Origin of the sequence: Tenacibaculum adriaticum, assembly GCF_008124875.1 — a bacterium.
Lineage (GTDB): Bacteria > Bacteroidota > Bacteroidia > Flavobacteriales > Flavobacteriaceae > Polaribacter > Polaribacter adriaticus.
Genome location: NZ_VNIA01000001.1, coordinates 891,213 through 916,824, shown reverse-complemented (window position 1 = coordinate 916,824; position 25,612 = coordinate 891,213). Strand labels below are relative to the sequence as shown.

The 25,612-nt window shown below is 30.0% G+C and carries 29 protein-coding genes; 18 read left to right on the top strand and 11 right to left on the bottom strand.

Translation table 11 applies throughout. The features are described 5' to 3' along the window. Window positions 1-54: 54 nt before the first annotated feature. On the bottom strand, window positions 55-1,107 hold the full coding sequence (locus tag C7447_RS04270) for a response regulator (protein ID WP_148869082.1): 1,053 nt from the start codon (window positions 1,105-1,107) through the stop codon (window positions 55-57). Next, the gene (locus C7447_RS04265) at window positions 1,104-2,348 is read right to left on the bottom strand and encodes a sensor histidine kinase (protein ID WP_148869080.1); all 1,245 of its coding nucleotides are present in this window, start codon (window positions 2,346-2,348) and stop codon (window positions 1,104-1,106) included. Before C7447_RS04265 ends, C7447_RS04270 begins: the two co-directional genes overlap by 4 nt. Window positions 2,349-2,480: 132 nt before the next feature. Here C7447_RS04265 and C7447_RS04260 point away from each other — a divergent pair, with 132 nt between their 5' ends. The 11 genes from C7447_RS04260 (at window position 2,481) to C7447_RS04210 (ending at window position 12,296) form a co-directional block, all read left to right on the top strand. Beyond that, window positions 2,481-2,873 (top strand): hypothetical protein, encoded by a 393-nt coding sequence (locus tag C7447_RS04260; RefSeq protein ID WP_148869078.1) that lies wholly within the window; start codon window positions 2,481-2,483, stop codon window positions 2,871-2,873. A 12-nt stretch (window positions 2,874-2,885) separates the two neighbouring features. Further along, a complete protein-coding gene (locus C7447_RS04255) occupies window positions 2,886-3,272 on the top strand; it encodes a DUF302 domain-containing protein (protein ID WP_148869076.1) in 387 nt (128 codons plus the stop codon). A 3-nt stretch (window positions 3,273-3,275) separates the two neighbouring features. Then, complete coding sequence (gene trxA, locus C7447_RS04250; protein ID WP_148869074.1) at window positions 3,276-3,575, top strand: thioredoxin; 300 nt, start codon at window positions 3,276-3,278, stop codon at window positions 3,573-3,575. Between the two features lie 82 nt (window positions 3,576-3,657). Next, window positions 3,658-4,269 (top strand): WG repeat-containing protein, encoded by a 612-nt coding sequence (locus tag C7447_RS04245; protein WP_148869072.1) that lies wholly within the window; start codon window positions 3,658-3,660, stop codon window positions 4,267-4,269. 3 nt (window positions 4,270-4,272) lie between these two features. Then, entirely contained in the window at window positions 4,273-5,349 is a 1,077-nt protein-coding gene (locus tag C7447_RS04240; protein ID WP_148869070.1) for an efflux RND transporter periplasmic adaptor subunit, read from the top strand. Between the two features lie 2 nt (window positions 5,350-5,351). Continuing rightward, on the top strand, window positions 5,352-6,614 hold the full coding sequence (locus tag C7447_RS04235) for an ABC transporter permease (RefSeq protein ID WP_148869067.1): 1,263 nt from the start codon (window positions 5,352-5,354) through the stop codon (window positions 6,612-6,614). Window position 6,615: 1 nt separating this feature from the next. Further along, the gene (locus C7447_RS04230) at window positions 6,616-7,290 is read left to right on the top strand and encodes an ABC transporter ATP-binding protein (protein ID WP_148869065.1); all 675 of its coding nucleotides are present in this window, start codon (window positions 6,616-6,618) and stop codon (window positions 7,288-7,290) included. 86 nt (window positions 7,291-7,376) lie between these two features. Then, window positions 7,377-7,595: a hypothetical protein gene (locus tag C7447_RS04225; protein ID WP_148869063.1), complete on the top strand. Its 219-nt coding sequence runs from the start codon at window positions 7,377-7,379 to the stop codon at window positions 7,593-7,595. A gap of 10 nt (window positions 7,596-7,605) precedes the next feature. Then, window positions 7,606-8,196 (top strand): CDP-alcohol phosphatidyltransferase family protein, encoded by a 591-nt coding sequence (locus C7447_RS04220; protein ID WP_148869061.1) that lies wholly within the window; start codon window positions 7,606-7,608, stop codon window positions 8,194-8,196. Beyond that, window positions 8,196-9,422, top strand: a complete 1,227-nt coding sequence (locus C7447_RS04215; protein WP_148869059.1) for a metallophosphoesterase — start codon at window positions 8,196-8,198, stop codon at window positions 9,420-9,422. The genes C7447_RS04220 and C7447_RS04215 overlap by 1 nt, the downstream gene beginning before the upstream one ends. A 195-nt stretch (window positions 9,423-9,617) precedes the next feature. Then, window positions 9,618-12,296, top strand: a complete 2,679-nt coding sequence (locus tag C7447_RS04210; RefSeq protein WP_148869057.1) for an alpha-L-rhamnosidase — start codon at window positions 9,618-9,620, stop codon at window positions 12,294-12,296. Between the two features lie 104 nt (window positions 12,297-12,400). Here the strand turns inward: C7447_RS04210 and C7447_RS04205 are convergent, their stop codons facing one another. Continuing rightward, window positions 12,401-13,027, bottom strand: coding sequence for a copper homeostasis protein CutC (locus C7447_RS04205; protein WP_148869055.1), 627 nt, complete (start codon window positions 13,025-13,027; stop codon window positions 12,401-12,403). Window positions 13,028-13,322: 295 nt separating this feature from the next. Here C7447_RS04205 and C7447_RS04200 point away from each other — a divergent pair, with 295 nt between their 5' ends. After that, complete coding sequence (locus C7447_RS04200) at window positions 13,323-13,778, top strand: pyridoxamine 5'-phosphate oxidase family protein (protein ID WP_148869053.1); 456 nt, start codon at window positions 13,323-13,325, stop codon at window positions 13,776-13,778. 2 nt (window positions 13,779-13,780) lie between these two features. Here the strand turns inward: C7447_RS04200 and C7447_RS04195 are convergent, their stop codons facing one another. Genes C7447_RS04195 through C7447_RS04180 form a run of 4 tightly spaced genes read right to left on the bottom strand, consistent with a single transcriptional unit; the run spans window position 13,781 to window position 16,847 of the window. Then, complete coding sequence (locus tag C7447_RS04195) at window positions 13,781-14,284, bottom strand: hypothetical protein (RefSeq protein WP_148869051.1); 504 nt, start codon at window positions 14,282-14,284, stop codon at window positions 13,781-13,783. Window positions 14,285-14,288: 4 nt separating this feature from the next. Further along, window positions 14,289-15,275 carry an MlaD family protein gene (locus C7447_RS04190; RefSeq protein ID WP_148869049.1) on the bottom strand — a complete coding sequence of 329 codons (987 nt, stop codon included), beginning with the start codon at window positions 15,273-15,275 and terminating at the stop codon, window positions 14,289-14,291. A gap of 10 nt (window positions 15,276-15,285) precedes the next feature. Further along, a complete protein-coding gene (locus C7447_RS04185) occupies window positions 15,286-16,068 on the bottom strand; it encodes an ABC transporter ATP-binding protein (protein ID WP_148869047.1) in 783 nt (260 codons plus the stop codon). After that, entirely contained in the window at window positions 16,065-16,847 is a 783-nt protein-coding gene (locus C7447_RS04180; RefSeq protein ID WP_148869045.1) for an MlaE family ABC transporter permease, read from the bottom strand. The genes C7447_RS04185 and C7447_RS04180 overlap by 4 nt, the downstream gene beginning before the upstream one ends. A 141-nt stretch (window positions 16,848-16,988) precedes the next feature. Between C7447_RS04180 and C7447_RS04175 the strand changes: the two genes are divergently transcribed. Next, entirely contained in the window at window positions 16,989-17,375 is a 387-nt protein-coding gene (locus C7447_RS04175; protein WP_148869043.1) for a hypothetical protein, read from the top strand. A 243-nt stretch (window positions 17,376-17,618) separates the two neighbouring features. After that, window positions 17,619-18,383, top strand: coding sequence for a L,D-transpeptidase (locus C7447_RS04170; protein ID WP_246143013.1), 765 nt, complete (start codon window positions 17,619-17,621; stop codon window positions 18,381-18,383). A 19-nt stretch (window positions 18,384-18,402) separates the two neighbouring features. Here the strand turns inward: C7447_RS04170 and C7447_RS04165 are convergent, their stop codons facing one another. Continuing rightward, entirely contained in the window at window positions 18,403-19,257 is an 855-nt protein-coding gene (locus C7447_RS04165; RefSeq protein WP_148869039.1) for a universal stress protein, read from the bottom strand. A gap of 252 nt (window positions 19,258-19,509) precedes the next feature. Here C7447_RS04165 and C7447_RS04160 point away from each other — a divergent pair, with 252 nt between their 5' ends. Both C7447_RS04160 and C7447_RS04155 read left to right on the top strand, forming a co-directional pair. Continuing rightward, window positions 19,510-20,280, top strand: coding sequence for a hypothetical protein (locus C7447_RS04160; protein ID WP_148869037.1), 771 nt, complete (start codon window positions 19,510-19,512; stop codon window positions 20,278-20,280). 65 nt (window positions 20,281-20,345) lie between these two features. Next, complete coding sequence (locus C7447_RS04155) at window positions 20,346-21,080, top strand: hypothetical protein (RefSeq protein WP_148869035.1); 735 nt, start codon at window positions 20,346-20,348, stop codon at window positions 21,078-21,080. Between the two features lie 459 nt (window positions 21,081-21,539). Here C7447_RS04155 and C7447_RS04150 read toward each other — a convergent pair whose 3' ends face one another. Genes C7447_RS04150 through C7447_RS04140 form a run of 3 tightly spaced genes read right to left on the bottom strand, consistent with a single transcriptional unit; the run spans window position 21,540 to window position 24,218 of the window. Beyond that, window positions 21,540-21,881: a DUF6527 family protein gene (locus C7447_RS04150; protein ID WP_148869033.1), complete on the bottom strand. Its 342-nt coding sequence runs from the start codon at window positions 21,879-21,881 to the stop codon at window positions 21,540-21,542. Next, window positions 21,865-23,244 carry a ThiF family adenylyltransferase gene (locus C7447_RS04145; RefSeq protein ID WP_148869031.1) on the bottom strand — a complete coding sequence of 460 codons (1,380 nt, stop codon included), beginning with the start codon at window positions 23,242-23,244 and terminating at the stop codon, window positions 21,865-21,867. Before C7447_RS04145 ends, C7447_RS04150 begins: the two co-directional genes overlap by 17 nt. Window positions 23,245-23,255: 11 nt before the next feature. Continuing rightward, a complete protein-coding gene (locus C7447_RS04140; protein ID WP_148869029.1) occupies window positions 23,256-24,218 on the bottom strand; it encodes a multiubiquitin domain-containing protein in 963 nt (320 codons plus the stop codon). Between the two features lie 461 nt (window positions 24,219-24,679). Between C7447_RS04140 and C7447_RS04135 the strand changes: the two genes are divergently transcribed. Together C7447_RS04135 and C7447_RS04130 are read left to right on the top strand one after the other, a co-directional pair. Next, the gene (locus C7447_RS04135; RefSeq protein ID WP_148869027.1) at window positions 24,680-25,030 is read left to right on the top strand and encodes a helix-turn-helix domain-containing protein; all 351 of its coding nucleotides are present in this window, start codon (window positions 24,680-24,682) and stop codon (window positions 25,028-25,030) included. Next, on the top strand, window positions 25,020-25,544 hold the full coding sequence (locus tag C7447_RS04130; protein WP_148869025.1) for an ImmA/IrrE family metallo-endopeptidase: 525 nt from the start codon (window positions 25,020-25,022) through the stop codon (window positions 25,542-25,544). Before C7447_RS04135 ends, C7447_RS04130 begins: the two co-directional genes overlap by 11 nt. Window positions 25,545-25,612: the final 68 nt, after the last annotated feature.

Here is a 25,612-nt window from a genome sequence, read left to right as displayed (position 1 = left end):
TTGGATGAAGTGACTCAAAATATGATTTATATCATCTTAAGCTAAAAAATAGAGTTAATAAATGTGTTGAAGTTTTTCCAAATCGAGAATTCTTATATTTCTTCCTTCAGTTTCTATTAAACCTTGTTTTTTAAAACTTGACAGCGCTCTAATTAATGTTTCTGTAGCGATACCTGCTACGCTAGCAAGATCAGTTCTTGAGATACGAATAGGTTCTTCTGGCTTTCTATTCAACTTTTCTGCAAACTTTAAAATAGTACTTGCTGTTTTTTTGTTTACCGAGCTGTATGCCATTTCTAACAGTTGATCTTTTATCCCTAATAAATCATCCGTTAATAGCTGTATTAATTCTAAGGTAACTTTATGATTATTATTCAACACATCTTTCAAAACACTTTTAGGAACCCCCACTAATGTAGAGTCTTTAATAGCGGTAGCTGATTCTTGATAAGGTATGTTTTGTGTAAACGAAGAATAGCCAAAAAAATCATCATCTTTATACAATGCTGTGGTAAGTTCTTTACCTTGCTCATCGAGTTTATAACACTTTACAACCCCTGTATTTATTAAATAAATATAATTAGAATTTTTCCCTTCGTCATAAATTATCTCTCCTGTTGAAAATGAGAACTCTTCTCCATTATCATCAAAAAAATTCTTAAGATCATTGAGAGATCTTAGCTCACTCTCATCAAAATTATCCTCCTCTTTAATAGTTTCATTTTGCTCATTTAATATAGCAACTTTCGCTAAACGACTTTCAATAGCACTTATTAATTCTTCTTCTTGGAAGGGTTTTGTAATATAATCATCAGCACCCAAATTCATCCCTTTTCTAATATCCTGACGCTCAGTTTTGGCAGATAAAAAGATAAACGGGATCAATTTAGTATCTTTATTTTTGGATAAAGCTTCAAGCACCTCATAACCGTCTGCTTCTGGCATCATTATATCACAGACAATAATATCTGGCAACTCATTTTTACCTTTCTCAATACCAACTTTTCCATTGGAAGCTGTTACTACATTATAACCAGATAACTCTAATAATTCAGCTGTATTTTCTCTTAATACAATATCGTCTTCAATTAATAATACTTTTTTCATAGTTCTGCTTTATTAGGAATTTTAATAGTAAAAATAGTTCCTTCATTCTCTTTACTTTTAAATGAAATATTTCCTCCTAAATTTTCTAAATGTTGTTTTACAATATTTAAACCAATTCCAGTTCCTTGTGTTAAAAGAGCGTTTTCTGCTCTGTAATAACGTTTAAAAATATTTTTTTGGTCTTTTTCTGGTATTCCAATACCATTATCTTTTACCCCAAATATGGTGAAGCTGCCATTTTGTTTAATATCAATATCTATAACAGTTCTTTCTGATGAATATTTAACAGCATTATTAACCAAATTAGATAATGCCAACTCAACTATTTTTTCATCTTGATGTAAGGAAATATCGTCAATGTTTTCGGGATAATTTATCTTTTGTCCATCTTTTAGCAGCATATTGGCGCCATAAATCACTTCATTTACTACCTTACTAACTTTAAACGTACTTTTATTATATTTAATTTTTCCATTTTCTAATTTTTCGATAGATAAAAAATCGTTTAAAATATTATTTAAATAATGTACCTTATCTGTTATGGTTTTAATATGCTTATCCCGTTTCTCTTGTTGCTCAGTAAGTTTATACTTACTTAATAATATCGTAGAAGTTAAAATACCACTTAAAGGTGTTTTAAACTCATGAGAAACTAGCGATAAGAATTTTGTTTTTAACTCGTTAAGTTCTTTTTCTTGTTTTAATGCTTCTTTTGCTTTTCTTTCAGCTTCAATACGTTTTTTATTTTCTTCGTCGAGCTCTTCATTAACCAGTTTCAACTCTTTTATTGATTCACTTAACGCTTTCGTTCGCTGGTCAACCTTTTTTTCTAAATCTGCATTTAACTGTTGAATTTCAAGTTCCTGTTGTTTACGTATAGAAATATCAATAACCAATGCCATGACAAAGGTTTTACCGTAAATTTCAAACGGATTTAAACCTACTTCTACAGGAAATGTTGTGCCATCTTTACGAGCACCAAATAAATCGCGCCCATGCCCCATTTGCCTGCTACTTTTTGCTTTTAAAAATCCTTTGAAATGAGAACTATGATTAGGACGATAATTTTTTGGAATTACTGTTGTAAGCGGTTGATTAACCAATTCTTTACTTTCATAACCAAACATATGCTCTAAAGTAGTGTTTGTAGAAACAATTTTTTGTTGCTCATCTACAACAATAACACCTTCAGAAACAGATTCAAAAAGCAAATTGAATATGTCTTGATCCTTCTGGAACATAGCTATTTTAGTTTGATTAATTTTAAGAACCCTAAGTTACAAAAAACTAACTAAATGAAGCATACTGATTTTTATCATTTCTATTAAAGAAAATCGATTATAATTTTACAGTATAAATAAATTTAAGAACTCATGAAAAAAAAGTTAAATACTCGGTTTTATCAAAATGTTGGAAAACTTTTTTACGCTGTTGCAGCATCAGATAATGTTGTAAGAGAAGAAGAGTTTAATACCTTAAAAAAAATAGTAAAAAAGGAATGGTTACCAGTAGATGATACAGAAGATGATTATAAGACAGATGCTGCTTACCAAATCGAAATTGTTTTTGATTGGTTAACCAATAAAGATTTGGATGCTAATGCTTGTTTTAACGATTTTGTAGAGTACAAAAAAGAACATGAATATTTTTTTACAGACGAAATTAAGTCGTTAATTTCTAAAACTGCAGATACTATAGCTAAAGCATTTTCAGGCAAAAACAAATCCGAATTAATAATCTTAGCTAAATTGAATTTAAACTTATAAAACCAATATACTATGAGCTATTATTATAGTAAAACCGTTTCTGGTGAATTTGATAAAATTGAAGAAAAGGTTACAAACTTGTTGAAAGAAGAAGGTTTTGGAGTACTTACTGAAATAGACATACAACAAACCTTAAAGAAGAAGTTAGATGTAGATTTTAGAAAGTATAAAATCTTAGGTGCTTGTAATCCGCCTTTTGCTTATAAAGCATTACAAGCAGAAGATAAAATTGGTCTTATGCTACCTTGTAATGTTATTTTACAAGAAGCTACTGATAAGAATATAGAGGTTTCTGCTATAAATCCATCAACCTCAATGGATACTGTTGGTAACCCAAAACTTACTTCCGTTGCAGAACAAGTATCTGAAAAATTAAAAAAAGTAATTGATAAGTTATAAATTATGAAAAGTGATTTTAATACGATTATCGGTTCAGACAAACCTGTTTTGGTAGATTTTCATGCAGATTGGTGTGGTCCTTGTAAAATGTTAGCTCCTATTTTAAAAGAAGTAAAACATGAATTAGGGGATGCTATTAAAATAGTAAAAATTGATGTTGATAAAAATCAATCATTATCATTAAAATATCAAGTTAGAGGTGTACCCACTATGATTCTTTTTAAAAATGGAAAACAAGTATGGAGACAATCGGGTGTGCTTCAAAAAAATGAAATTATTTCTATTATAAAATCTAATTCCTAAACCCTTCTTTTATGATGAATATCATTTTGTAGCTTTTCAATTCACAATACTTTTATAGTATTAATTACAAAATAATATAGTCATGAAAAATTTGATAATTCTAATTACATCTCTAATCGTATTAACTTTCGAAGGTTTCTCTCAAAATATTGATAATATAGATTTTATATCACCATTTAATGATGATGTTGCAGCAATAAAAAAAGGGAATCAATGGGGTTTTATTAATATACAAGGAGATCTTGTCATTCCTTTTAGAGATGATCTTGTCGCTACAAATTCTGGTAATAATAACTATCCTGTTTTTAATGATAATAGGTGCCTTATCTCTACAACAAAAGACGGAATTTCTTATTTCGGATACATAGACAAGCAAGGAAAAACGGTTATTAAACCTCAATTTTTAAACGCGACACCATTTAATAACAACAACGCTATTGCTTTAAAATTAGATAAAGAAGACATGGGGGAAAATGCTGTATTAGGCAAACACGTGGTTTCGTATAGTTACGCTAATGTTATTATAGATAATACAGGTAAAGATGTTTATCATCTTACAAAATTTAAATATGTTCCTTTATCTTCTAAAATCATAAAAAATCCACCAAAAATTACAACTAAACTAATTTCTGACAAGCTTTATGCTGTTGAAGGAGAAAACGGAAAGTGGGAAATTAAAAAGATGGAAAAATAATTTATGAAAAAGTTTTTTCTAATTCATTTATTGCTTCTCATTATAAGCTGTTCTTCTAAAAAGGAAAGGATCTTACCTGAAAAAAGAGATTTAACAGAATCAGTATATACTTCTGTAATTGTACAGCCCGATAGCTTGTATAAAGTATTTGCAGCTGTTGGTGGAATTTTAGACGCTAATTTAATTGAAGAAGGAGATACTATTGTTAAAAATCAGGCATTGTTTCAAATTATTAATAGCACACCAAAGTTAAACACACAAAATGCTTTGTTAACATGGCAACTTGCTAAAGAAAACTATAATGGTAATGCAGCAATTTTAAAAGGTATAAAAGATGAAATTAATGCTGCCGAATTAAAATACAAAAACGATTCTATTAACTTTTTTAGGCAACAAAACCTTTGGCAACAAAACATAGGTTCAAAAATAGAATTTGATACAAAAAAATTAAACTACGAGCTATCATCAAACAGCTTAAACCTTTTACAAAGTAAATATGATAGAACAAAAAGTGAATTAGAAACTACTGTAAAGCAAGCAGAAAATAATTATAAGACCTCGTTAATTGGCACCAAGGATTTTACCGTTCTAAGTAAAATAAAAGGCAAAGTTTATGCCACCTATAAAGAACCTGGCGAGGTTATTAATACAGTAGAACCTCTAGCAGTTGTTGGAAGTACCTCAACTTTTATTATTGAAATGTTGGTTGATGAAGTTGACATTGTTAAAATAAGTCTCAATCAAGATGTTTTAATAACTTTAGATGCTTATAATGGAAAAGTCTTTACAGGAAAAGTTTCAAAAATATCTCCCAAAAAAGACGAACGCAATCAAACTTTTACGGTAGAAGCTACTTTTAATATCGCTCCCCCAAAATTATATGCAGGCCTTTCTGGCGAGGCAAATATTATCATTTCAACCAAAGAAAATGTTTTAACAATTCCTAAAGAATATCTTATAAATGGTAATGAAGTAAAAACAGAAGACGGTGTAACTGAAGTTACTATAGGGTTGCAAAATCTAGAATTTATTGAAGTTCTTAGCGGTATTTCAGAAAATACGTACATTTATAAACCTTAACTATGGTTAACTGGCCTGTTATATTATCGATTGCGAAAACGCATTTGTTTTCTAAAATTAAGCAGACTGCAACCGCTGCTTTGGGTGTTACTTTCGGTATTGGCGCATATATAACCTTGGTTAGTTTTATGACTGGGATGAATAAAATGTTAGATGATCTTATTTTAAACCAAACACCACATATTCATATTTACAACGAAATAGAGCCTTCAAAAGAGCAACCTATAACGTTATATGATCAATTTGAAAATAGCGTAAATATTATTCATTCAATAAAACCAAAACTAGGACAGAAAAAAATACATAATGCGCTACCTATTATTAAATATTTGAATGAAAATAAAAAAATAAAAGGAGCGATTCCTCAAATAAAAACACAAATATTTTATATCTCTGGAAATATTGAGATAGGAGGTAATTTAACTGGGATTAATCCGATAGAAGAAGCCAAACTTTTTAATATAGGTGATTATATTATTGAAGGTTCTCCTGAAGCGCTACACAATACTGACAATGGTATTTTATTAGGTGCAGGACTTGCTAAAAAAATGTCTTTATCTGTTGGCGACAGAGTACAAATAAGTACTATTAAAGGAGCTGTTTTCCCTTTAAAAATTGTTGGAATTTATCAAAGTGGTATTTCTGATATTGATGATATACAAAGTTTTGCTAACATTAAAACGGTACAAAAAATAATGGGCGAAGCTGAAAACTATATTACAGACATCAATGTGAAATTATTTGATATTAATTACGCTTTACCGTTATCTAAAAAAATAGAACAACAATTCGATCTAAAAGCCATTGATGTTAATACAGCTAATGCTCAGTTTGAAACTGGTACCACTATTAGAAATATTATAACGTATGCGGTTTCTATTACTTTATTAATTGTTGCTGGTTTTGGTATTTATAATATTTTAAATATGCTTATTTATGAAAAGATGAATGACATCGCTATTTTAAAAGCTACTGGGTTTTCGGGTGAAGATGTTCAGCTAATTTTTATGAGTATGGCAGTTTTAATAGGCTTAATAGGCGGATTATTAGGGCTTATTGTTGGTTTTGGCTTATCCCATATTATAGATAACGTACCCTTTAAAACACAAGCTTTACCCACTATAGAAACATTTCCTGTAAATTTTAATGCTTGGTTTTACTTAATCGGTATTTCTTTCGCAATGATATCTACTTTTCTTGCAGGATACTTACCTTCTAACAAAGCAAAAAAAATAGATCCTGTTCACATCATTAGAGGTCAATAATATGAAGACAATATTAGAAGCAAAAAATATCAATAAATTCTTTGAAAAGCCTGTAAAATTTCATGTTCTTAAAAACATCAATTTTAAAATAAATAAAGGAGAATTTGTTTCTATTATGGGAAAATCGGGTTGTGGAAAATCTACTTTATTGTACATTTTATCTACTATGGATACTGAATATGAAGGTGAATTGCTTCTGAATAATGAATTGATAACCAACCAAACAAGAAAACAACTTTCATATATTAGAAACAAACACATCGGGTTCGTTTTTCAATTTCATTACTTATTGTCTGATTTTACAGTTTTAGAAAACGTAATGCTTCCTGCCAAAAAACTAGCAGAAAAATCCCATAAAGAAATTAAAGACGATGCGATGCAAAAATTAACAATGCTAAACATTGGTCATTTAGCAAATAAACGTGCGTCAAGAATTTCTGGAGGAGAAAAACAACGCGTTGCTATTGCACGAGCATTGATTAATAACCCTTCAATAATAATGGGAGATGAACCTACTGGTAACTTAGATACTCAAAATTCTGAAAATGTATTTAATATTTTTAAAGAATTAAGTACCCAACATGGCTTATCACTTTTAGTGGTAACTCACGATGAAGACTTTGCCAAAAAAACGGATAGAATTATTCAAATGGAAGATGGTAGAATTATAAGTTAATGTTACTTTTGGAAGTATATGACATTCGTCATTTAAAATTACGTACATTCATTTTATTTTTAAATCAAGTACTTAAAACTATAAATATGAAAGATTTACAAAACATATTGTCTAAAATCACCAAACTCACCACTAATATTGAAGTGAATTATCCTGAGTTATATCAATATTTAAGTGAAGATCCGATTACAATACCTTCAGACAACAATCCTGATATAGATATTAAAATTATGAATGAGTATTTAGAAAGCTTAAAACAACTATTAAAACATCATATAGAATCCCATAAAGCAAACAAAAAATAGACGATCCTTTATGCTCACTTTTAAAAACTATAACATTGCAGATTGGTTTTCATTTTATCGTGTTGCTGCGGCTCCATTACTTATATTATTAATTTGGTTAGATGAACGCCTTATTTTTACTTGGCTTTTATTGATTAGTTATTCTACAGATGCCATAGATGGTTTTATTGCTAGGAAATTAAAAATAACTAGCGCACGGGGTTCTCAGTTAGATTCGTTAGGTGATCAAATTACTTTTGCTATTGGTCTTTTTGGTTTGTTCATTTTTGAAAATGATTTTATTAATGAAAATCTTGTTATTATAATTGCTGCATTTTCTCCTTATATCATTCAAATGATAATCGCTTATTTTAAGTACGGTAAAGCAACTGCTTTTCATACGTATTTAGCAAAAACTTCTGCAGTAATACAAAGTGTATTTATTCTTTGGTCTTTATTTTTTTCTCCAGAATATATACTCTTTTATATAATGATAGGAGTAGGAATAATTGAAACTATAGAAGAAGTTGCGCTAATTTTTATGTATGATGATTGGGTTTCTGATGTTAAGAGTATTTTCTGGGCATTTAAAGATAAAAGACGTTTAAAAGACAAACTATAATGCGCTCCTATTCTCTCTTTACTATAACACTATTATGTTTAGCCATTTTATTGGTTGATATTCTTGCTTTCTATTGGTTACAGACAATTACAGAACTCTTTAAAAAACCGATATTACAAACCTTTATTAATGTATTATTCTGGATTTTCACAATCGGTTTAATATCATCCATACTTATTTTAAAAGTTCGGTTAGATGACATTACACCTAGTAGAAAACAAAACTTAATTGCTTCATTTTACGGATTAACAATTTCATCTTTCGTTCCTAAGTTAATTTTTGTCATCATAATTAGCGTATTATATTTTTCAAACTCAGTGTTTTCAGAAAACGAATCGCTTGCTTTTATATCGGTTGTCGGATTACTATCAGGATTTTTGCCTTTTTTTGTAATTGTAAATGGTATTCTTATAGCACGGTATAAATTTAAAATTCATCCTATAAAACTTCATTTAAAAACATTACCTAAAGGTTTTGAAGGATTTAAAATTGTACAATTGTCTGATATTCATATAGGCAGCTTTAACTATCGTTATCATATCTTAGAAAAAGCTGTTAAGTTGATAAACGATCAAAAACCAGATATTATCTGTTTTACAGGAGATCTTGTTAACAACTATTCTTGGGAACTACATGATTGGGAAAAAGTATTTAAAAAACTTCAGGCTAAAAAAGGGAAATTTGCCGTATTAGGTAATCATGATTATGGTGATTATAGTGATTGGGAAACACCAATACAAAAAGAAGAAAACTTTAATACTATAAAACAATTCTTCAGCGATATTGATTTCAATCTTTTAATGAATGAAGCGAAAACAATAAATATTGAAAATAATGAAATCGCTATTGTTGGCGTTGAAAATTGGGGAAGCCCCCCTTTTAAGCAGTATGGCGACTTAAAAAAAGCTATTTCTGAAGTTAAAGAAATTCCATTTAAAGTTTTACTTTCTCACGATCCATCTCATTGGGCAGAAGAAGTACTTAATGAAACTAATATTGCTTTGACGCTTTCTGGTCATACTCATGGTATGCAAGCCGGACTTGAATACAAAAATTTTCAATGGAGTCCAATCAAATTTAAGTACAAACAGTGGGCAGGTTTGTACAAAGAAGGAAATCAATATTTATACGTAAACCGCGGCTTAGGTTGGTTAGGGTTTCCTGCAAGAATTGGTATGCGACCAGAAATAACTGTTTTCGAGCTTTCTTCTAATCGTCCTACATAAATTCAATCGATAACTTAAACTAATGGATACCTAGTAATTCTCCTTTGCTCCTTCTTTGATAGTAAAAGGTTGTTTTTTTATGTTTTTGTTATGTATTCAATATTCTTTCGTAAGTTGCATATAAGTTGTTAATAACCAATATTTTAAAATCAACATAATGTATTGATTATTAAGTATTTACATAAAATAAATAATATGCAATTCAAAAAGAATATTTTATTTTTTGTCTCTTTTTTATTGATAGTATCATGTAAGCAACAAGATTATATTAATTTAACAGAATTACAAACCGAGCATTTATCAGCTCCAATAGGCATAGACAATCCTCTTCCAAGATTTACTTGGAAAATTACTTCGGATACAATATTTACTTCTCAAAGATCCTATCAAATTTATGTAGATACAGATTCTACAACTGTTGCCAATCATAAAGGAAAACTTTGGAATAGTTTTCAAGAAACAGATAGTGTTTTAATAACTTATAAAGGAAAACCATTGCAACCATTTACCAAATATTATTGGGGAGTTGAAATTACTGATGATAAGGGTAACAAAAGTAATCTTGCCATCACCCATTTTGAAACCGGAATGATGGGTACATCTAATTGGAAAGGAAAATGGATTACAGATATAGAGGATGTAAATGTAAAACCAGCTCCATACTTCAGAAAAGAATTTCACCCTAAAAAAAGAGTTATAAAAGCCAGAGCTTACATTGCTGTTGCTGGATTATATGAACTCTATATTAATGGAAACAAAATAGGTGACCATCGCCTCGATCCTGTATATACTCGATTTGACAAGCGAAATTTATATGTAACCTATGATGTAACTTCTGCATTTCAGAAATCTAAGGTAGCATTAGGTGTATTATTAGGAAACGGATGGTATAACCATCAATCAACCGCAGTCTGGAATTTTGATAAAGCTGGATGGAGAGCACGACCACGATTTTGCTTAAATGTTAGGGTATATTATGATGACGGAACGACAGATATTATAAGGACCAATAATTCTTGGAAAACAGCATTAAGTCCTGTCGTATTTAATAGTATATATACCGCAGAACATTATGATGCTCAATTGGAACAATATGGATGGAATACCGTTGATTTTAATGATCAGTCTTGGAACAATTCCATAGAAGTAACACTGCCTTCTGATAAGATTACCGCTCAGGCTATGCCACCAATTCGTAATGTAGAAGATATCACTCCAATCAGCATAAAAAAACGTAGTGATAAACAATATATTTTTGATCTAGGCAAAAACATCTCTGGAGTTACCAAACTAAAAGTTAGTGGAGAAAAAGGCACAAAACTTTGGGTAACACATGCTGAACAACTGGACAGTGTGGGGAATCTGGACTTGTCAAACATTAATGTGCATTATCGCCCTAAAGATAGTTTGGATCCTTTTCAAACCGACATCTATGTATTAAATGGACAAGGAGAGGAAACTTTTAGTCCTAAATTCAACTATAAAGGTTTTCAATATGTTGAAGTAAAAAGTAATAAGCCTATAGATCTTAATCAGAAAAGCATTATTGCTGAGTTTATGCATAGTGATGTAAAACCAATAGGAAATATTAGAAGTTCTAATGAAATTATCAATAAGATATGGGAAGCGACAAATGCTTCTTACCTGTCAAATCTTTTCGGGTACCCAACAGATTGTCCACAACGAGAAAAAAACGGATGGACTGGAGATGCACATATCAATATAGAAACAGGCCTATATAATTTTGATGCGATAACAGTGTATGAAAAGTGGATGGATGATCATCGAGATGAACAACAAGAAAACGGTGTTCTTCCTTCAATTATACCTACTTGGGGAGGATGGGGATATGATTGGGGTAATGGTCCAGATTGGACGAGTACTATTGCAATTATTCCTTGGGAATTATATCAATTCTATGGAGATGACAAAGCGTTAACAAAAATGTATGAACCTATAAAAAAGTACGTTAATTATATTACTTCTATTAGTTATGATGGCGGATTAACTAATTGGGGGCTGGGTGATTGGGTTCCTGTAAAATCTGAAACGCCAAAAGAGCTTACTTCTTCTATTTACTATTATGTTGATGCAACCATTTTAGCAAAAACTGCTAAACATTTTGGTTTCACGGATGATTTTGAAAATTACTCAAGATTAGCTAAAAACATTAAAAATGCTATTAATAAAAAATATTTGAATACAAAAACCGGAATCTATGCACAAGGTTTTCAAACTGAGTTAAGCGCACCTTTGTATTGGGGTGTAGTTCCAGATGAACTAACACAGAAAGTAGCCGATAATTTAGCTGTTGAAGTTAAAAAATCAAACAATCATATTGATGTTGGTTTATTAGGAACCAAAACTATTTTAGGGGCACTAAGTCAAAATGGTTACGCTGACTTAGCTTATCAAATAGCTTCTCAAGAAACATACCCTTCCTGGGGATGGTGGATAAAGAATGGGGCTACAACATTTTATGAAAACTGGGATATTGACGCCTCTTCCGATATTTCAAAAAACCATATCATGTTTGGAGCGATTAGTGCCTGGTTTTACAAAGCACTTGGAGGAATCTTACCTGATGAGAAACACCCTGGCTTTAAAAACATTATTTTACAACCACATTTTGTAAACGGATTAACACAGTTTGAAGCCAAGCATGAAAGTCCGTACGGATTAATTGTTTCAAACTGGAAAAAAGAAGGGAATCTTGTTCATTATCAATGTACTATTCCTCCCAATAGTACTGCCTTTTTATATTTAAAAGCAAAAAGTGTTACCCAGAACAACCATAAAATTGTTCCAACTAAAGATCAAATGTTTAAAATAAATTTAACATCTGGAAATTATAATTTTTTAATAGAAAAGTAAGGTCATAATTTATATATCACATTTCCTGAAGAATCATCATTTTACACTCATATTTTATCTTTTTCTTAGCAACTGCTATGTAATGCAAAAAAATCAAGATCACTTCAGTATAAATTTCCTACTATTCTTTTCCCATGATATGATTTCGCTTTGATAAATTGATGCAATTTTTGAACATTCTCGTCAGTTATTGACCCTGCTGGTAATATTTCTAATTTCTCTTTTGCAGTAGATACCATCATTTTTAAAAATTCTTTTCCTTCTTCTGCAGTTATTTTACCTCCAGAACTCAATACAGTTGTTATCCCTTCAACTTTTAAAAGTTCTTTTAGTGCTTGCAAAATGTCTGGCGTTTCATCTATTGCTTTATGAATTACAACTTTTAATGGTCTTGCTATTTTTACTAATTCTTTAATTCTATTAATATCTATACTATTATCTTGTTTCAAAATACCAAACACAACTCCATCTATTTTTAGCATATGGCAATGTTCAATCTGAATCTTCATTAACTCAAATTCTTTTTTAGAATAAATAAAATCACCTCCTCTGGGGCGGATCATTACTCTAATCGGAATACCTACTTTCTCTTTTACCTCTTTTATAACTTCCAGAGAAGGTGTTACCCCTCCAACATTTAAATCTCCACATAATTCTATTCTATCTGCTCCTTTCTGTTCTGCAAGTAGTGCTTGATGGACTCCTTCTACACAAGCTTCTTTTATAAACATGTTTTACTTCTTTTTTAACTAAATTCTTGATTACCGTAAGTAGCTTTATTAATTAAATATCCTTTTAAATATAAAAGGTTAATTTTTGTTTTGTTTTTAAAAACCTGTGTCTCTAATATACTTATTTTTATAGTCAAAATAAGTTTTATTAAGGAGTAATAAAATCTATCTTGTCATCTAACCATTAATTTCAACTGATGAATGTCATCCTTTATATTATTTGCTTTAAATAATTTAGCTTTCAAATAAAAAAAGAGAATTTTCTCTTACATTACAATAACAAAAAAATACAATTATGATTAAGTCGTTACAAGAGAAAGAAAGTTTTTTAATACTTAAAAATAATTACATAGGTAATTTAGGTTATGTATTTCAAAACAAACCTTTCATAGCTCCTATCACCTATTTTTACGATGAAGAAAAAAACTGTATTATTTGTTACTCTAATGAAGGACATAAAATTACCGCTATGAGAAAAAATAATAATGTTTCTCTTGAGGTTTCTGAAATAAGTTCTGTAAATAAGTGGCAATCTGCTTTAGTTCAAGGTACTTTCGAAGAACTTAAAGGAAGTGAAGCCACAGCATATCTTCATGACTTCTCTCTAGGAGTAAAAGACTTAATTATGAGAAAAGAAGTAAGAAAACTTGATTACATCAATGAATTCTCAAGTAAAATTTATGCCGATGATATGCCTATTGTTTATTTAATTAAGGTGGAGGAAATTACAGGCCGCATGAGAAGGAATTAACATTAAACATCTTTATGCTGAAATCCCATTTTATTTCTATGAGATGGCATCTCCCATTTAATCATCTCTTTTAAGAACTCGTCTACTTTTTCTACAATTAGTTTTTCAGTAATATCTTGTGGTCTATTCAACCCTAACTCTAGGGTATTTGTTTCAATTTCTAAATTATCTACAAACGGAAATAAAATAAAAATATACACATCTCCACTATAAGATTGCGAAAACACCAAAGTACCACCAACGATAAATTGATAGGCTGGTATTTGATTTGTAAAATCTATTAATTCCTTTGGAAAAGAATTGAATGTGATATTAACCGCCTCATTATTATTAATCCAATTTAATTCTTGTACCTTCCAACCAATATCATATTGTTTAGCAACAGTATTTAAAGTTTTTATAATTAATGTTTTTGTTGTTTTCTCCCAAAAAATCTTCTTGTCAACCACCGTTTTTATTGATTCTTTATAATCAATAATACGTTCGTCTAAATGCTCTATTTTCATAATTTTATTTTTTGTTTTTTGCCTTTTGTTCTTCACGTTCTAATTTTCTAAAATAACCTCGGGTTAAAAAATTGTGTTTTAAAGCTTCCATGTTTTGATTGAATTTATCAGTTCCTTCATTAATGTTTTTCATCGTAGATTTTAAACTATTTACCAACGAAGTATCTTTAACCACATAATTTAAGGCCCCATCACTAGAATTTAAATCGTTTACAACTGTGTTTACATTTTTTAAGATATTTTCTATTTCTACACTAGATGATTCAAGATTTTCAACAACCTTTTTTAGTTTTTTCCCAGAAATAGAATCATTTAGTAACACACCTAAAATCGTGTTTTCATCTTCTTTAATTGAAGATAGTAAGCTATTTATCTCATTTATCGATTTTGTCGCGCCTCGACTAGCTAATTTTAAATTGTATACAGATTGTTTTAAATCTTTAGCCATTACGGTATCGTTTAATAAAACACTTATTGTTCCTTTTCCTTCTATAATGGTATTTGTAATTTTCATCAAATCGGAAGTTAAAATTGCGGCATTTTCAGAACTTACACTTAATGTACTTAAAATATCGTCTGCTCCTATTTTACTATAAGATTGAATTGTATCATCATTTTTAATTGAGGGTGATGCGCCTTTACCAGGAACAATATTTACAATCATATTACCCACTAATCCATCAGAACCAATAGTAGCGATTGCGTTCTTTTTAATATGAGTAATTATTTTCTCATCAATATTCATTTGAACATTGATTGTTGAATCATTTTCCATTTTAATATTACTTACAACACCAATGTTAATACCAGAATAACGAACATTATTCCCTTCCTTTAATCCATTTACGTTTTGAAAATAGGCGTTAATAGTAAAGGTTTTTTTAAACATCTGCTTTCCTTGTCCTATAAGGTACACTGCAAACACGAACAGTAATGTGCCTATTATTACAAAAATACCTAGCCTTACTTTTTGTGAATTAGTTTGTTTCATAACCTTAATTTTATTGTTTGAAAAATGCCATTACTTTTGGGTCTTTAGAAGCAGACAACTCTTTAAAAGTACCTACAGCATAATCTGTTCCATCTATTAACAATATCATTCTGTCTGATATTACTCGAGCACAATCTACATCGTGTGTTATAATAAGAGAGGATGTTCCGTATTTATTTTGAATTTCTTCCATTAAGATAATAATCTCTTTTGCTGTAATAGGATCTAATCCACTTGTTGGTTCATCATACAAAATAATTTTAGGCTGTAAAATCAATGTTCTTGCTAAAGCGACACGACGTTTCATTCCTCCAGATAATTCGGAAGGCATTAAATCTAACGTATGTGCTAAGCCTACATTTTCTAGCGCCTCAATAATTAATTTTTCAGTATCGATGTTTTTACCAAACTTTTTAGTGTGGCGACGCAACGGAAACTCTAAATTTTCACGAACTGTCATAGAATCATATAAAGCACTTCCTTGAAATAAAAACCCTATATCTGCTCGCAAAATATCTAATGCCTCTCGGGTTAATTGAGTGATATCTTTATTCATTACTCTAATAAGTCCGCTATCGGCCTCCATTAAACCCACCAAACATTTAATCATCACAGATTTACCAGAACCCGATTTCCCCATAATTACTAGGTTTTCACCTTTATGAAGTTGCATGTTAAAACCATTTAGCACATGATTATCTCCAAAACTTTTATACAGGTCTTTAATTTCTAAGACAATATTTTTTGCTTCAGTACTTTTATTTTCTATTTCTATATTCTTTTCAATCATCATAATTCATAAAAAATATCAGCAACAAAAACAGCAATAAAATCTATTACAAATAATAACAACGATGTAAAAACAACAGCTGAGTTTGCTGCTTTACCTACACCTGCAGTTCCTTTTTTACAGTAATATCCTTTAAAACATCCTACAAGACCAATAGCAAAACCAAAAAAGAAAGATTTAACAGTTGCTGGAATAATATCTCCAAAATCTAAAGAATTAAAAACCTGATCGAAAAATAATTGAAACGATACATTTCCTTTTAAATTTTCTACCAAAAAAGAACCAAAAAGTGCTACAGCATCCCCTAAAATGATTAATAACGGTAACATTAAGGTAGTAGCTAAAATTCGGGTAACTACTAAATATTTAAATGGATTAGTGCCTGAAACTTCCATAGCATCAATCTGCTCGGTTACTCGCATAGAACCTAATTCAGCTCCTATACCCGATCCAATTCTACCTGCACAAACCAAGGCCGTAATCATCGGTCCTAACTCTCTCACAATTGAAATTCCTACCATAGAAGGCATCCAAGATACTGCTCCAAACTCCATTAGTGTTGGTCTTGTTTGTAAGGTAAGTACCAAACCAATAATAAACCCCGTTATACCCACTAATAATAAGGAACGGTTACCCATATTATAGCATTGCCGTAATAATTCTTTAAACTCAAAAGGAGGTTTAAATATCTCCTTAAAATATCTTCCTGCAAAATAGGAAAGTTCTCCTATTTCGTTAAAAAAAGTACTTAGTTTAATTATTATGTTCTTTAATGTAGCCATAATTTATAACTGCTTCATCAAAAGTATAGCAATAGACATCATGATAAAATGATAAAAATCATTCTGATTTACATGACAATTATCATTTAAAAATCAACTCTTTCGATTTACTTTTAAAGATAAAAATAAAATAATTATCTTATGAAAACTCAAACAGTATACAATTCAGACTTGCATTTTGAACATACACTATGGAAAGATCAACTTCTTTTTTGGATAGATGAATTAAGTTCATTTGAAAAAAGATTGGAAGAAATTTCTAAGCGATGGACTGATAAAAGTGTTTTGGCAGAATTAGATCATTTTCAAAATAATTTTATCATCCATAAAGAAAAAGTTAGCAAAATGATTAAAGAAATAAATGCACATGAACAAAACATGGCAAATCATTACAAAGCCAACGAAGATGTAATTAATAAAAATTTTTATAAACTACATTTAAACTTTAGAGATAAAATGGAAACTCAACACCATATTTATAATGATTTAAAAAAAGATTTCTTTTCATTTTTAACTAAGAATATGTAAAAAACACTAATAATTATATGTGGTTCAGTTTTGCTTTATCACTATAACAATACATTAGCTTTATAATCCATTAAAATGATAAAATTTAGCCATTTATTTCTCACAGTAATATTCTTAATAGCTCTCATAAAATTTAGTTCTTCGAAAAAATATAGAATACCTGTTATTAATACTGTTTTAAATGACACATCTATTAGTAATCATGAATCAAAAGAGAAACTTTTTGTTGTTAAGAATATTACCGTGAGAAATTATTTTCAATATTTAGATTCTATTGTTGAAAAATATGATTCATTAACTTCTTATAAATTAACTGAACATCTTTTAGTAAGAGCAAATTCGTGGATAATTGACACTCTCCAAAACACCGATTATTACAGAATGAAAGCTCGAGATTCTTTTGTTTACAATCAAAAAGATATGATTGTTTTACCGAAAGGAGCAAATTTAATTTTGCCAGATTCTGTTTTAGCTAAAAAAATATTTGACTCTTTTCAAAAGACAGTAATCGATATTAATATTCCAGAATTTAAGCTTCGAATCTTTGAAGATTCTTTGCAACTATATGAATTTCCTGTGCGTGTTGGAAGAAATGAAGAGAAATATCTTGAAATGTCTGGTAGAATTCAAGACTTAAAAACTAAAATAGGTACGGGAAAAATTGTTGATTATGTTCGAGATCCTGCATATATTAATCCTTCGGATAATCATCGATATTTTGTAACCAAAAGAGATGATAATAAAGTAACTAAGTTGCCTCAAATTCCCTTTCTTGAAACAGAAATAAATGGAATTCGCCATGGACAATTAATTCACCCAACCACAAATCCGGTTACTTTAGGAAAAGCATATTCTAATGGTTGTATTGGAACAAACGAAGCTGATGCTTGGGTTATTTATTATCATGCTCCTATCAATACAAAAGTAATAATTCGCTATAATTTAAATGTTGTTAATGAAAACAGTGAAAAAGTTATCCTGAAAGATATTTATCAGTATAAAAAGTAATATTTGCTTCTTTGAAACACTACATCTGGTTCTTCTCTTTTGTAGGTATTACCAAAAAAGGGGTACTTAAATGAAACCCTATCTGGTTAATTACTGGTTTAAAAAATAAGTTTTCGAAAAAAGAATGTTTGTTATTTACCATCATTAGCAATTCAATATGATGATTATTTTGAAACTCATTAATTGCCAAGGGAATTTCCTGATCTCGCACAATATGAGTTTGATGTTTTAAATCGCCTAAAATTGTTTGTAGTTTTTCTTTATTTATTTTCTCTTTACTATTCAAATCTCTGTCTCGAGAAGCATGTAAAATATGTAGTTTAGCATTGTATAAATTCGCTATCGTTTTGTATACCAATAATTGATCTTCCGAATAGTCAATATTAAAATCTGTTGGAAACAATATATTCTTTGGCTTTTCAAAACTATATTCATCTGGTACTGCTATAACAGGACATTTACTATTTTTAATAATATGAACGGTGTTACTACCAAATAAAACTTCTTTTACTCCAGATGCACCCTTGGTTCCCATAATAATTACATCAATCGCTAGCTCTTCTACCCTTTCTTTAATTTCTTCAGAAAAGGTGTTAAATGATGAAATAATTTCAAATGAATGGTTTGTGAATACATATTTATCTTCTAGCTTACTCTTTAATTCTTTTAATTTATTAACTGAATGGTCTTTTATAACATCTCTGAGTTTACCCAAACCACCGCCAGCACTCATTCTATAATCGTAATTATACACTATTGGAGTGTAGGTATTTAAAAGATAAAAAATACATTCTTTTTCTTTTAATAATTCAACTGCATATACAATAGCATTAAATGCATTGTTGGAAAAATCGGTAGGAAGTAGTACTTTCATAATAGCTTGTATAAAGGTTAACTAGAAGCTAAGTTAAACACAAGAGAAAGTCTAAAAAATGATAAATCTCAATAAGAATATTAAAATAAAAAAGCTTCACTAAATAGTGAAGCTTTTATTAGTAGCCCCAACAATACAAATCACGAACCAAGTATACCTTGGATTTAAGAAACTTTATGAGTTGAAACCAGTACTAGAAGAGTCTGGTTTATACCCTACTCTATTAGTTAATAATCAAGTTGATAATAGAGTATGAAACCTATCTACACTACCATACCTGTAATGCTTTGCCAATATGCTTTAATTCATGGAAAAGTGAATCATTTAATGTTATACGTCTACTTTAAACAAATCTCTAGCGGATACATTAGCTCTAATCCAAATCAACTGGATACTTGGGCTACTGACATAGGAAAGTCAAAAAGATGGGTGCAGACAGCTTTAAAATGGTTAATTAAAAATAAGTGGATTACTGTTGATAGTAAAAGGCAAGTATATAGAGTGTCTGGCTACAGAGAGCTGTGTTACAAACTAGACTTGCTACCACACTCATCAATTATCTTTGAAGATGATGACTATGCTTCATTTAGAAACTTTTGTTGTGCTGTAGTAGTTATTTACTACCTAAAACTGAAAATCAGAACAGATAAGAAAAACCAATCGGTGTCAAATTTGGTCGACCCCATAGAGAAGAATTGGGATTTTTACACTAAAGGTTTTCATTCAATGCCAATAAGCTATTTGGCAAAGAGATTAGGTGTAAGTATCTCTACAGCAAACAACATAAAACAATCTGCTCTAAAAACTAAACTTGTTACATGTAGGAGTAATATACCATTCATGCTAGATGTATCTGGCGAAAGGATAGGTATAGAACATTTACAAAGCTTGAAAAAATCCTGCCCAGAGATTTCTGGCAGATTAAGAACTAATGGTAAACACATCAGAATTGTTGAGTCTGATATGTTCATGGCACTAATTAGCACCAAAAGGAAACGCTACAAATTCAACGAAAAAAAGTAAAAGGTAGCTTTGGCTACATAGATAGAAACAATGAATCCAATTGGATTCTACAGCAAAATACTATTATGATGGATAATTTAGAGATAATTACTAGTAGTTTTAAAGAAATAGAACGATTATTAGAGAACGATTACATTCCTATAAGCGTAGTAGGAAAAGTATATGGTAACTACAAGAGTAAAGAGAATGTAGAAAGAATAAGAGGTTTAAATACATTTAGAAACTATCATAATGAAAGAGCTAGAGACTATTTAGCTTGCTACTTACTTTATCAAGATAATTTGAAAAGGATAAGACTGGATAGGATTACTTCTACTTTCATTAAGCTATCTAAAACTCACAGCAAAACTAAAATAGCATTATGTGGTCATGGTATAGAGCAGGACTTTTGCTATAGACACATTTTGAGAGACTTCCTAGTTTCTAACAACATTCCTGTAGCAAACAATGAAAAAATTGATATGCAACTCCAAAAAGAGCTCTGGAGACACAATGAGTATAAATCTAGAGGACACCACAACCTAACCAATAAGTTTGTTGGTCAAACATTGCAGAAATGCAACTGGATATTTGCTAAAACTATGCCGAATAATCCTCACTCCTATACTTTAAGAAAGGACATAAAAGATGATCAGTTATTTTTAAAGCTAGTTTCTCACATTCGCTATTTCGGCGAATTAGAAATATTTGAAGGGGTTATGTACAGGGTGTTTTATTATAACAACTACAAGTATTGGGAACACCCTTGCGATAACAAGAACGAGGATGTAGATTTAATAAATAGAGTAATTTTGGTTTAAACCAAAATTCGACACAATTCTACACTTTTTGACTAAAAAAGGAATGTAATTTTTCGTAAAACAAAAATTATACAAATTAGACACTTTTTAATAAAAGGAAACTTTAACAAGCCAGAACCCAACAAAATAGAACACTTAAAAAAGAAAAAATTACAGGAAGTAAGATGACCAGAAGTAAAAAAATCACAATGTTTAAACCAATGGAAAAAATTTCTATGTAATGTTTAGATAGCATATAGATATGTAGGTATTTGTAGAACTATATATCTACGTTATACGAAATTCGACATTGAGTATAAAAGGGCTTACACGAGCTAAAAGAAAGAGTTCAAGATTTTGTAAAGACCGTTTTATTCAAAAAGATAGTAGAAGGAAGTTGCGCTGCAATAATTTTTCATTTTGAATGAAAAGAAAAAAGTGCAATAGAAATTATTCTATTACACTTGATTAATTTGATTATTAAACCCATTTAATTAAACCTTCCCTCAACCAAAAATGACTCTTGCAATTCTTAGTTCTCCAAACAGATGGGGCTAAAGAGATTTTATTATCAATAATATGAACACTCCAGCACGGTTTTACATCATCAATAAGGTTTAAAGTCAATGTATCATTACATCCGCAAGGGCATTTCATTTGACCATACCAAAAATCATTCTTATTCTTATCACCTTCTATATAAAAAACATTATCCTCTGGATGTTGAGGAAGTTCTTTTACAATCTTGAACTTGTATTTTAAATACTGATTTCCAGATAATCCAGAAACAAATTGTTTAAACCATCTAATTATTCTTTTCATTAACATAAATATTGAAATTAGGTTCAAGATTTCCTACACCTATATTTCTATAGTGTAGTTTTTCTTTAGTTTCAGATACAGAGTAATAATTAAAATCCCAGTCAGTCAAATTTATTACGGTTGTTGAGTATTTAACATTGTCTTGAAATCTGTAAGGATGTAACCTTCCTAACATATCGTTTACCGCTATGGAGGAACAAAGAGTATTTACACTAATTACTGCTGGACTATCTACCTCCACGTTATTAAAATATACTTGTCTATTCTGATGCTCTTCTGGAGAAATTCTCTTTAGACTTTCTTCTGCTAATTGAGTTGCCGTATAAACCCCTCTTTCTAATAAAGTTTGGGAACCAGAATATACATAATGAATATTGCCAACTATTGAGTTAATACCTCCATTTCCATCTGCCATTAATTTTACACCAATATCGGTAAGTGGGACGAGATAATTTGTAGAGATTAAATTTAAATAGTGCCTTCCTTCTACTGAATCCATACAACCAAACAAATAATCACAACTAGCCAAATCATCAACCACTTGCCTAGACTCTTGCAGGAGATTTGTATAACTTGTTACTTTTGTTCCAATATCTACACTCTGTATATGATCTCTTATCACTTCAACTTTTAATCGTTTGGCTTCTGCATCAGATTTTTTAGAAGAAATTATTCTGTTTAAATTTTCAACCCCTACATGGTCTGAATCTACAAGAACTAGATGTCCTACTCCTAAACGATATAGTTGTTCAATTACTGGGCTACCAGTCCCAGAACAGCCAACTACTCCAATCTTCATCGTACTAAGTTGTTTTACCGTTTTTTCTCCAAAAGCTTGGGCATTTCTAATAAATGATTGTTCTATTTGAGACTTAGTGGTATAACAATAGTTTGTTACGCTATTTCCTATTACCGATATTTTTTCCACATTCTCGAAAGTCAAAGCAGGAGTTACAATTCTTCCTTTCATAGAACCATTAGGATACATTACTATACTTGCGTGTTGATTATCCCCATTTACCCAACTATAAACAGTATCAAAAACTGAAACATCAGATTTATCATCTAACTCCGAAAATTCAGAACCCTGTATAAAGTGAGAATGAAACTTAACAATTCCTAACCCTTTTTCCGCAGCCTCTTCTAAAAAAGGTTCTAAATCTATAGTCTTCCAAGAAACTGTATTTACTTCTCTAATACATCTTTCATATTCTATTAGTAGGATTTTGTGAGTTAATAAAAACTCTTGTCCTTCAAATGAATGTCTACCACATAATGCAAACGCAATAGCTTCCAAACCATCTCCACTATGAAGATGGTTTTTTAGCTCTTGATGCATCTTCTCTGTAATTTTAATATGCATAATGAAAAGAATTAACGTTTATCAAATTCTGCTTTAAGACAGTTCATCATCAAATCTAAATGAGACTCTACATCATCAATCTCAGAATTCCATCTATTAGATGGTTTACGATGTCTTGACCAACGTTGATATACTTTTCCTTCTATAGCTTGATTACTAAGAGCTCCTATAGGTTGCCCATCTGTTCTTCGCAAGGCAGGATGGAAATAGACCATATCCAGCTGAGTTGTTGGATATTGAGGTGGAATCAAAATAGCAATATCTGCTTGTTTGACATTGTAGCCTTTAGGTAATTCATAACCTCTAATTACTATCCAGTTCAGATTTCTCTCATTAATTACATTAACTTCGTTAGGTAAACTTGATAAGAATAACCTATCCGAATCAGTAATCAAATTAAAGTCTGAACTTAAAAAACCTTCTGTACAATCTATTTCCTCGTAAACAAACCTCTCTACTCCACATTCTGTAAGGTCAATAATTTGCCCTTCTTCTATTATCTGTTTACCTCCTTTGGTAAACATTCTTAGACGATGTGTTTTAGGGTCTTTCCCTGCAAGTTGAAGAATTTCTTCCCTAGAAAGTTTCTCCTTCTCGGTAGAATACTTTTCCCTGTTGATTTTCAAGAGATACTTAAAAGTAATCACAGGTTTTACTCCTTTGCAAAAACAATCTTCTAAGTCAATTTCTTGCTGTTCATAAGGCAAAATGATAAATCTTTCAATTCCGCACTCAGTCAAATCCACCTCAATCAATGGACCGATATCTATCTTACCTTCTTTAGTAACCATTTTTATGAAATGTGTATCGGAACTAGTTCCTTCTAATTCATGTAATTTGATACCTGTTATTTTTTGCTCTTTCACTGAGAGCTCATTATCATTAATTCTAATGATGTATTCGAATGCTACAGTCGGCTTTACTCCTCTACAATAGCAATCATTTAAATCTGTCTTTATATTTTTATCTGACATATTTTTATTTTTTAATTATAAAATATTTTTTCAGCCCGCACTTTAAAACTTCACAGCGAGCATATTTGTGATTCCTAAAGACATTAAGCCAACAGGAAACATGAAGTGATAAAAATTTAAAAACCTAGAGCTTCTATATTTATTAGTTAATTTTTAAAAAAAACAGATAGAAAAAAGATTTGTGTAGTATAATAAGTTTTGTACCTTTGCAGCTCGACACTAACAAAGTTTTTTCTTTGGGTCTAGTACCCCATTGAATACTTTTTATAACTTAAATCAGATAGTTTCTATCTGATTTTTTTTGTTTCATAATCAGATAAATTCTTCTACATAAGAAATATCAAATGCAAATATAATCATTTTTTTTAGTTATAAGCAAAAATGTTAAAAAAAAATAAATATTTATATATTAAACATTTTATTTGTAAAAAATTCTTATATTTACAATATAGTTAGAATCTATGGACAACATCAATAAAAATCTATACAGTACGGTTGGACTTAATATTAAGAAAATTCGTAAAGTAAGAAAACTCGGACAAGAAGAGCTTGCTAACATGATTTCTCTTAGTAGGTCTTCTGTTTCAAACATTGAATCAGGGAAGCATCAACCATCATTATCTGTAATCTATGAATTAGCAGCAGCTTTAGATTGTGAACTACATGAACTTCTACCTTCGGTTAAAACCTTTAATACATTCAAGAGTTTGATTGAAGATAAATATTTAAATGTTATTACATCCAAGTATAGTAACATGAGTAACGAAAGCTTAAATTTTCTTAAAGAAATTTTACAGGACGATGAAAAATAATCAGATAGAGAAGTTAACATTTGAAAAACTCCTTGAACTTAACTTATTAGAAGCACCTATTAATGTTGAAAAACTTTGTACACTTTTAAACGTGGAGATTGTTAGACAGAATTTAGAAGATGAGGTTTCGGGTTTTTTAGTTAGAAAAAACAATAAAGATGTAATTGGATTAAATCAAAGTCAACATGAAGTTAGGCAAAGATTCACTATAGCTCATGAGCTAGGACATTTTATATTACATAAAGACCAACCTTTATTTGTAGATTATTATAGAGGGTCTAAATTATATAGAAGTAGTCAAAGAGGTCAAAATTATTTAATTGAAAAGCAAGCGAATTTTTTTGCAGCTTCATTATTAATGCCTAAAAAATTGGTAAATAGTGAATTAAAAAAGCTTTCTGATGACTTAGATTACGACATAAAGGTTGATAAATTAAGCAGAAAGTTCAAAGTGAGTTTTCAAGCAATGGATTATAGACTAAAATATTTAGGAAATTATGATTATGGCTTTTAATTTATAAAGCCGTTAAATTCCACAAACTACCGTTTAAGAAACATTACAGTTTAAGAGTTTTACTAAAT

Bases quoted from the DNA above. Each gene is read 5' to 3' on its own strand.
- C7447_RS04215 (WP_148869059.1), top strand. From the start codon at position 8,196: ATGCGCTCCTATTCTCTCTTTACTATAACACTATTATGTTTAGCCATT.
- C7447_RS04140 (WP_148869029.1), bottom strand. From the start codon at position 24,218: ATGTCAGATAAAAATATAAAGACAGATTTAAATGATTGCTATTGTAGA.
- C7447_RS04160 (WP_148869037.1), top strand. From the start codon at position 19,510: ATGAAACCTATCTACACTACCATACCTGTAATGCTTTGCCAATATGCT.
- C7447_RS04255 (WP_148869076.1), top strand. From the start codon at position 2,886: ATGAGCTATTATTATAGTAAAACCGTTTCTGGTGAATTTGATAAAATT.
- C7447_RS04165 (WP_148869039.1), bottom strand. From the start codon at position 19,257: ATGAAAGTACTACTTCCTACCGATTTTTCCAACAATGCATTTAATGCT.
- C7447_RS04185 (WP_148869047.1), bottom strand. From the start codon at position 16,068: ATGATGATTGAAAAGAATATAGAAATAGAAAATAAAAGTACTGAAGCA.
- C7447_RS04230 (WP_148869065.1), top strand. From the start codon at position 6,616: ATGAAGACAATATTAGAAGCAAAAAATATCAATAAATTCTTTGAAAAG.
- C7447_RS04235 (WP_148869067.1), top strand. From the start codon at position 5,352: ATGGTTAACTGGCCTGTTATATTATCGATTGCGAAAACGCATTTGTTT.
- C7447_RS04150 (WP_148869033.1), bottom strand. From the start codon at position 21,881: ATGAAAAGAATAATTAGATGGTTTAAACAATTTGTTTCTGGATTATCT.
- C7447_RS04220 (WP_148869061.1), top strand. From the start codon at position 7,606: ATGCTCACTTTTAAAAACTATAACATTGCAGATTGGTTTTCATTTTAT.
- C7447_RS04240 (WP_148869070.1), top strand. From the start codon at position 4,273: ATGAAAAAGTTTTTTCTAATTCATTTATTGCTTCTCATTATAAGCTGT.
- C7447_RS04130 (WP_148869025.1), top strand. From the start codon at position 25,020: ATGAAAAATAATCAGATAGAGAAGTTAACATTTGAAAAACTCCTTGAA.
- C7447_RS04175 (WP_148869043.1), top strand. From the start codon at position 16,989: ATGAAAACTCAAACAGTATACAATTCAGACTTGCATTTTGAACATACA.
- C7447_RS04190 (WP_148869049.1), bottom strand. From the start codon at position 15,275: ATGAAACAAACTAATTCACAAAAAGTAAGGCTAGGTATTTTTGTAATA.
- C7447_RS04225 (WP_148869063.1), top strand. From the start codon at position 7,377: ATGAAAGATTTACAAAACATATTGTCTAAAATCACCAAACTCACCACT.
- C7447_RS04265 (WP_148869080.1), bottom strand. From the start codon at position 2,348: ATGTTCCAGAAGGATCAAGACATATTCAATTTGCTTTTTGAATCTGTT.
- C7447_RS04180 (WP_148869045.1), bottom strand. From the start codon at position 16,847: ATGGCTACATTAAAGAACATAATAATTAAACTAAGTACTTTTTTTAAC.
- C7447_RS04205 (WP_148869055.1), bottom strand. From the start codon at position 13,027: ATGTTTATAAAAGAAGCTTGTGTAGAAGGAGTCCATCAAGCACTACTT.
- C7447_RS04245 (WP_148869072.1), top strand. From the start codon at position 3,658: ATGAAAAATTTGATAATTCTAATTACATCTCTAATCGTATTAACTTTC.
- C7447_RS04135 (WP_148869027.1), top strand. From the start codon at position 24,680: ATGGACAACATCAATAAAAATCTATACAGTACGGTTGGACTTAATATT.
- C7447_RS04260 (WP_148869078.1), top strand. From the start codon at position 2,481: ATGAAAAAAAAGTTAAATACTCGGTTTTATCAAAATGTTGGAAAACTT.
- C7447_RS04210 (WP_148869057.1), top strand. From the start codon at position 9,618: ATGCAATTCAAAAAGAATATTTTATTTTTTGTCTCTTTTTTATTGATA.
- C7447_RS04195 (WP_148869051.1), bottom strand. From the start codon at position 14,284: ATGAAAATAGAGCATTTAGACGAACGTATTATTGATTATAAAGAATCA.
- C7447_RS04145 (WP_148869031.1), bottom strand. From the start codon at position 23,244: ATGCATATTAAAATTACAGAGAAGATGCATCAAGAGCTAAAAAACCAT.
- C7447_RS04270 (WP_148869082.1), bottom strand. From the start codon at position 1,107: ATGAAAAAAGTATTATTAATTGAAGACGATATTGTATTAAGAGAAAAT.
- C7447_RS04200 (WP_148869053.1), top strand. From the start codon at position 13,323: ATGATTAAGTCGTTACAAGAGAAAGAAAGTTTTTTAATACTTAAAAAT.
- C7447_RS04155 (WP_148869035.1), top strand. From the start codon at position 20,346: ATGATGGATAATTTAGAGATAATTACTAGTAGTTTTAAAGAAATAGAA.
- trxA (WP_148869074.1), top strand. From the start codon at position 3,276: ATGAAAAGTGATTTTAATACGATTATCGGTTCAGACAAACCTGTTTTG.